We start from the raw sequence: 7,160 nt of genomic DNA, 5'->3' as shown, positions 1-7,160 counted from the left end.
ACCGCGCTTCTTCAGTGAAGTGGTGCAGCGCCTGGGGGCGTCGGGGTTGCTGGTCGAAGGGGACAACGCGTTTCGCCGGGTGGTGGTGGAGAAGCCGTTCGGCTCCGACCTGCACACCGCGCAAGCGCTGAACGAATGCCTGCTCAAGGTGATGAGCGAGAAGCAGATCTATCGGATCGACCATTACCTGGGCAAGGAGACGGTGCAGAACATTCTGGTCAGCCGCTTCTCCAACAGCCTGTTCGAGGCTTTCTGGAACAACCATTACATCGACCACGTGCAGATCACCGCGGCGGAAACCGTCGGGGTGGAAACCCGTGGCAGCTTTTATGAAAACACCGGCGCCCTGCGCGACATGGTGCCCAATCACCTGTTCCAGCTGTTGGCGATGGTCGCCATGGAACCGCCGGCAGCCTTCGGCGCCGACGCGGTGCGCGGCGAAAAGGCCAAGGTGGTGGGGGCGATTCGTCCCTGGAGCACCGAAGAGGCCCTGGCCAACTCAGTGCGTGGCCAGTACGTGGCGGGCAAGGCGGGCGACAAGCCGGTGGCCGGCTACCGCGAAGAGGCCAACGTAGCCCCGGACAGCAACACCGAAACCTACGTCGCCCTCAAGGTGATGATCGACAACTGGCGCTGGGTCGGCGTGCCGTTCTACCTGCGCACCGGCAAGCGCATGAGCGTGCGCGACACCGAGATCGCCATCTGCTTCAAGCCTGCGCCGTACGCGCAGTTCCGCGATACCGAGGTCGACCACTTGCAGCCGACCTACCTGCGCATCCAGATCCAGCCCAATGAAGGCATGTGGTTCGACCTGCTGGCGAAAAAGCCCGGGCCGACCCTGGAGATGGCCAATATCGAGCTGGGGTTCGCCTACAAGAACTTCTTCGAGATGCAGCCTTCCACCGGCTACGAGACGCTGATCTACGATTGCCTGACTGGCGACCAGACCCTGTTCCAGCGCGCCGACAACATCGAAAACGGCTGGCGCGCGGTGCAGCCGTTCCTCGATGCCTGGAAGGAAAAGGCCAAGGTGCATATCTACCGGGCCGGTGAAGACGGACCGGCGGCCGGCGACGAGTTGCTGACCCGCGACGGCCGTGAATGGCACAGCCTCGGATGAGGGGCGAGGGGCAGCATCCCATCCAGTTCCTGCTCAGCGACATGGACGGCACCTTGCTGCTGCCCGATCACAGCCTGAGCCAGCGCACCATCGCCGCGGTGCGCGCGCTGCGCGAAGCCGGGGTGTTCTTCAGCCTCGCCACCGGGCGGCCGCCGCGGGCCATGTTGCAGCAGATCGAAGCCCTGGGCGTCGACCTGCCGACCGCGGCGTTCAATGGCGGCACCCTCGTCAACCCCGATGGCAGTTTCCTGGTGCGTCACCATGTGCCGGTAGCGGTCGCCAACACTGTCCTGGCGCTGTTGTCGCCGCAGCCGGAAGTCGAAGTCTGGGTGTTTGCCGACGGTGAATGGCTGCTGCGCAATCCCCACGGGCCGATGGTGCCGCGCGAGCAGCATGGCCTGGGTTATCCGCCGGTGGTGGTGGAGAGCTTCGAGGACTACCTGCCGCGCATCGACAAGATAGTCGCCGCCAGTGCCGACACTGAACTGTTGGTGGAACTGGAGGCGCGTTTGCTGGAACAGGTCGGTGGGCAGGCGCAGGTCTCCCGTTCGCAGCCGGTGTACCTGGATGTGACGGCGCTGCAGGCCAACAAGGGGCAGGCGCTGATCACCCTGGCGGAGTTTCTCGGGGTGCCACTTGCGCGCACCGCGGCGCTGGGCGATGGCGGCAACGACCCGGCGATGTTCCAGCAGGCCGGGTTGTCGATTGCCATGGGCCAGGCCGAAGCGGCGGTGAAACGCCAGGCCGACCTGGTGACGGGCAGCAATGTCGTGGATGGCGCCGCCGAGGCGATCGAACGATTTATCCTGCCGCGCTAATGCAAAACCTGTAGCCGCTGCCGCAGGCTCGGGCCGCGTTCGGACGATAAGGCCGAAGGCCTTCAGCGATCTGGAGACCGCCGCGACCCTGCGGGTCGATCGCAGCCTACGGCAGCGGCTACATCCTTACAGCCAGTAGCTCACCGCATACCAGCCCAGCACCCCCATCACCACGGTGTAGGGCAACGCCATCCACACCATGCGTCCATACGACAGGCGCACCAGCGGCGCGATCGCCGAGGTCAGCAGGAACAGGAACGCCGCCTGGCCGTTGGGCGTGGCCACGCTCGGCAGGTTGGTGCCGGTGTTGATCGCCACCGCCAGGGTTTCGAAGTGTTCGCGGCTCATCAGTCCGGAAGCGAAGGCCTGTTTCACTTCGGTGATGTAGATGGTGGCGACGAACACGTTATCGCTGATGGCCGACAACAGCCCGTTGGCGATAAACAGCATGCCCGGCTGCTGGCTCGCCGGCAGCGCCAGCACCCACTGGATCAGCGGGGTGAACAGCTGCTGGTCGTGAATCACCGCCACCACCGCGAAAAACACCACCAGCAGGGCGGTGAACGGCATCGCATCCTTGAACGCGCTGCCCAGGCGGTGCTCGTCGGTGATGCCGGTGAACGCGGTAATCAGCACGATCACCATCAGGCCGATCAGGCCGACCTCGGCGATGTGCAGGGCCAGCGCGGCAATCAGGATCAGCGCCGCCACGCCCTGTACCAGCAGCGCCGCGCGTTGCCGGTCGGTGCGTTCGGCGTTGTCTTCGGCGGCGTAGTTGGCCAGCACCGCGCGCACGTTGTCCGGCAGCAGGGTGCCGTAGCCGAACCAGCGCAGTTTCTCCAGCAGCACGCAGGTCACCAGCCCGGCCACCAGCACTGGCAGGGACACCGGGGCGACCTTGAGGAAGAAGTCGGCGAAGTGCCAACCCATTTCATGGCCGATCAGCAGGTTCTGCGGCTCGCCCACCAGGGTGCAGACGCCACCCAGGGCGGTGCCCACCGCGCCATGCATCAGCAGGCTGCGCAGGAAGGCGCGGAACTGTTCCAGGTCCTGGTGATGCAGTTGCGGCAAGTGCCGGTCGTCGTTGAATTCGCTGTCCTGGCGCGGGTCGTTGCCGGACGCCACCCGGTGATACACCGAATAGAAGCCCACCGCGGCGCTGATGATCACCGCGGTCACCGTCAGGGCATCGAGAAACGCCGAGAGGAAGGCCGAGAGAAAGCAGAACAGCAGACCCAGCAGCGCTTTGGAACGTACCCCCAGCAATAGCCGGGAGAACAGGAACAGCAGCAGCTCCTTCATGAAATAGATGCCGGCCACCATGAACATCAGCAGCAGGATCACCGGGAAGTTATGCACCAGTTCGTCGTACAGCGCCTGGGGCGTGGTCATGCCCAGCGCCACGGCTTCCAGCACCAGCAGGCCGCCGGGCATCAACGGGTAGCACTTGAGGGCCATGGCCAGGGCGAAGATGAACTCGGCCACCAGCATCCAGCCGGCCGCCACCGGGCCGACCGTGAACAGCAGCAAGGGATTGAGCAGCAGGAAGGCGAGGATGCTGGCTTTGTACCAGCGCGGTGAATGGCCGAGAAAGTTGTGGGTGAAAGCCTGGGCCAGTGAACCGGACATTGGCTGCTCCTTGTATTGAAGAAGCGCGCAACTTGCCGCAAGCACCGGTGAAGATCAAGAAACTCTGAAATCTTTTGCCACAAATACTGACCTGGGCTTTTGTAGGAGCCAGCTTGCTGGCGATGAGGCCCTTCGATGTCGTTCTGCAGGCCGTCATCGCGAGCAAGCTCGCTCCTACAAGTTTGAGGTGTGTCGGCGATCTGGGCGCGCGGTCAGTCTTCGCGTTTGACCACCAGGGTCAGGATGTCGTAGCTGGCCACCAGTTCACCCAGCTGGTTGCTGACCTCCACGTCCCAGGCCACCACACCCTGGGGGATGCCTTGCGGGCTCTGCTTGCCCTGGTCGATCTTGCGTTTGCAGGTCAGGCGCGCCTGGATGGTGTCGCCGATGCCCACCGGGTTGATGAAACGCAGGGTGTCCAGGCCATAGTTGGCCAGCACCGGGCCCGGCGCCGGGGACACGAACAGCCCGGCCGCCGCCGACAGCACGAAGTAACCATGGGCGATGCGCTTGCCGAACTGCGACTCCTTGGCCGCGATCTCGTCGAAGTGCATATAGAAGTGGTCGCCGGACAGGCAGCCGAAGTTCACCAGGTCGGCCTCGGTCACCGTGCGTCTGTGGGTCAGCAACGACTCGCCGATCTGCAGGTCCTGGAAGAACCGGCGGAACGGATGCACCTCGGTCTCGATGACCTTGGCGCCACGCACGTATTCGCCGGTGACCGCCGCCAGCATGGTCGGCGAGCCTTGCACCGCCGCCCGTTGCAGGTAGTGCTTCACCGCGCGCAGGCCACCGAGTTCTTCACCGCCGCCGGCGCGGCCCGGGCCGCCATGCTTGAGCTGCGGCAGCGGCGAGCCATGGCCGGTGGATTCGGCGGCGGATTCGCGGTCCAGCACCAGCAGGCGACCGTGCCAGGCCGCGGCCACCGGGATGGCCTTGGCGGCGATGCGTGGATCGCGGGTCACCAGGCTGGCCACCAGGCTGCCTTTGCCTCGCGCGGCCAGGGCCAGGGCTTCGTCGAGGTCGTCATAGGCCATCAGCGTGCTGACCGGGCCGAAGGCCTCGATATCGTGGGCGCCGCCTTCGGCATGCGGGTCGCGGGCCTGCAGCAGGGTCGGGGCGAAGAACGCGCCCTCTCGGGTGTTTGCCCCGCGCGGCTCGAAGCCGTCGCGGGCGCCGAACAACAGGTCGCTGCTCTGCAACAAGCTCTCCAGGCGTTCGGCCACGTCCCGTTGCTGGTCGTGGGAGGCCAGCGCGCCCATGCGCACGCCTTCCACCGCCGGATCGCCGACCACCACCTTGGCCAGCCTGTCACGCAGGCGGCTGGCAACCGCGTCGAGGTGCCGGGTCGGCACTATGGCGCGGCGAATGGCGGTGCATTTCTGCCCGGCCTTGGTGGTCATTTCCCGGGCCACTTCCTTGATGAACAGCTCGAACTCTTCGTCGTCCGGGCTCACGTCCGGGGCGAGGATTGCGCAGTTCAGCGAGTCGGCCTCGGCATTGAACGGCACCGAGTTGCGAATCAGCTGCGGGTTGGCGCGCAGCCTGGCCGCGGTGTCGGCCGAGCCGGTGAAGGTCAGCACGTCCTGGCCCTGCAGGCGATCGAGCAGGTCGCCGGTGTCGCCAATCACCAATTGCAGGCTGCCGGCGGGCAACAGCCCCGATTCATCCATCAGGCGCACCACGGCTTCGGTCAGGTAGCTGGTGGCGGTGGCCGGCTTGACGATGCACGGCATGCCGGCGAGGAAGCTGGGGGCGAATTTTTCCAGCATGCCCCAGATCGGGAAGTTGAAGGCGTTGATATGCACCGCCAGGCCGCCGCGGGGCACCAGGATATGGGTGCCGGCGAAACTGCCGAGCTTGCTCAACTGCAGCGCCGGGCCTTCGTGGACGATATTGCCCGAGGGCAGTTCCCGCGAACCCAGGCTGGCATAGGTGAACAGGGTGCTGTTGCCGCCCTCGATGTCGATCCAGCTGTCGGCGCGGGTGGCGCCGCTGTGGTGGGAGATGGCGTACAGCTGTTCCTTGCGTTCGCTCAGGTACAGCGCCAGCGCCTTGAGCCGCTGGGCACGCTGCTGGAAGTCCAGGGCCATGAGGGAGGCGATGCCCTGGCGCCGGCCATGGTCGAGCGCCTCGGCGAAATCCAGGCGCTCTTCGTGGGTGCGGGCCAGTTCGTGGCCGTCGATGGCGCTGCGCAGCACCTGGGCGCCGTGTTGGCCAATCCAGCGGCCGGCGATGAAGCTTTGCAGGGTAGGGGCGTGAGGCATCACGATTCCTCCGGATGATGAATGAGGCCGGCGCGGCCAGCGACCGCGCCGGCGGGGTTTACCAAAGAGCCAGGGTGTAGCCGAGGATCAGGCGGTTCTCGTCGAGGTCGGTGGTCAGGCCGTTGCCCGAACGAAAGGTCACGTTGCGCCAGCGGATGCTCAGGTCCTTCAGCGGTCCGCTCTGGATCACGTAGGTGATGTCGGTGTCGCGTTCGGTCTCGCGGCCGTTGTCGATGTTGCCCGCCTTGACGTGGCGGCCGTCGGTGTAGCGGGTCATGAAGGTCAGGCCGGGCAGGCCCATGGCCGCGAAGTCGTAGTCGTAGCGCAGCTGCCAGGAGTCTTCCTCGGCACGGGTGTAGGTGTTGTAGGTCACCAGGTTGACCACATAAGGATCGCCGCCGTTGAGGAACGGGAAGGCGCTGTCACCGGACAGCTGCTGCCAGGTGGCGCTGATTTTGTGCGCTCCCTTGATCAGGCTGAACATGCTGTTGAAGTTGCGGTTGTCGATCCGCCCGGCGCGCTCGGCGCCGTCGCCACGGCTGTCGAAGTAGCGCAGGTCGCTGCGCAGGCTGAAGCCGCCGCCCAGGGGCTGGGTATGCAGCAGGCCGAGGTACTGCTGGCGATAGATCTGTTCGAGCTTGCCGTAGTAGTAGCTGAGGCTCAGTTGCGGGTTGAAGGCGTAGCTGCCACCGGCGAAGTCGAAATGATCGCTGCGGGCGGCGCCATAACCGATGTCGTCGTTGCTCGAGGAGTCCCGCAGGTTGGCTTCGGTCAGGCGCCCGGCATTCAGGGTCAGGCCGCTGATTTCCTGGCTGGTCAGCAGGCCGCCCTGGAAGGTCGAGCCGAGCAGGCGGGTGTCGTTGTAAGTCGCCACGGGCAGCAGCGGTTGCAGGGTGCCGATCTTCAAGACGCTTTTCGACAGGCGCAGCTTGCCGGTCAGGCCCAGTTCGCTGAACTCGTCCGCAGGTTCGTGGCTGTTGGGGCCGAACGGCAGCAGGCCAGTGCCGCGGCGATCCGCGCTGGAGTCGAGCTTGAGCCCGAGCTCGCCGAGGGCGTCCAGGCCGAAACCCAGGGTGCCCTCGGTGTAGCCGGACTCGATCCGCGCGGTGAAGCCCTGGGCCCATTCCTCGGCCTTGGACTGCGCGGCGTTGGCCTGGCGGAAGTCACGGTTGATGTAGTGGTTGCGCATTTCGATCCGTGCCTTGCTGTCGCTGATGAAGTCGGCTTGTACGCTGCAGGTGAACAGGCCCAGGCCCAGCGAGGCTATGGCCGGCAGCAGGTGTTTCGGTGAGGCGATGGAAACGGGGTTCATTGTTGTTATTCCCT

Annotated in this window: 5 protein-coding genes; 2 read left to right on the top strand and 3 right to left on the bottom strand. The window is 65.5% G+C overall.

The annotated features are described in order from the left end of the window. On the top strand, nt 1–1,120 hold a 1,120-nt coding region (zwf, locus tag J4E58_RS28790; RefSeq protein ID WP_207255347.1), incomplete at its 5' end, for a glucose-6-phosphate dehydrogenase. Next, nucleotides 1,117–1,938: a Cof-type HAD-IIB family hydrolase gene (locus tag J4E58_RS28785; protein ID WP_087091062.1), complete on the top strand. Its 822-nt coding sequence runs from the start codon at nt 1,117–1,119 to the stop codon at nt 1,936–1,938. The genes zwf and J4E58_RS28785, both read left to right, overlap by 4 nt. 126 nt (nt 1,939–2,064) lie before the next feature. Here the strand turns inward: J4E58_RS28785 and nhaB are convergent, their stop codons facing one another. The 3 genes from nhaB to J4E58_RS28770 form a co-directional block, all read right to left on the bottom strand. Next, on the bottom strand, nt 2,065–3,567 hold the full coding sequence (gene nhaB / locus J4E58_RS28780; RefSeq protein WP_087091061.1) for a sodium/proton antiporter NhaB: 1,503 nt from the start codon (nt 3,565–3,567) through the stop codon (nt 2,065–2,067). 212 nt (nt 3,568–3,779) lie between these two features. After that, a complete protein-coding gene (paaZ, locus tag J4E58_RS28775; protein WP_087091060.1) occupies nt 3,780–5,834 on the bottom strand; it encodes a phenylacetic acid degradation bifunctional protein PaaZ in 2,055 nt (684 codons plus the stop codon). Between the two features lie 58 nt (nt 5,835–5,892). Next, nucleotides 5,893–7,146: an OprD family porin gene (locus tag J4E58_RS28770; RefSeq protein ID WP_087091059.1), complete on the bottom strand. Its 1,254-nt coding sequence runs from the start codon at nt 7,144–7,146 to the stop codon at nt 5,893–5,895. Between the last annotated feature and the right edge of the window lie 14 nt (nt 7,147–7,160).

This window comes from Pseudomonas sp. FW305-25, assembly GCF_017351415.1.
GTDB classification, from domain to species: domain Bacteria; phylum Pseudomonadota; class Gammaproteobacteria; order Pseudomonadales; family Pseudomonadaceae; genus Aquipseudomonas; species Aquipseudomonas chlororaphis.
The sequence above is the reverse complement of the archived record's forward strand: the minus strand, read 5'-3'. Positions and strand labels throughout refer to the sequence as shown.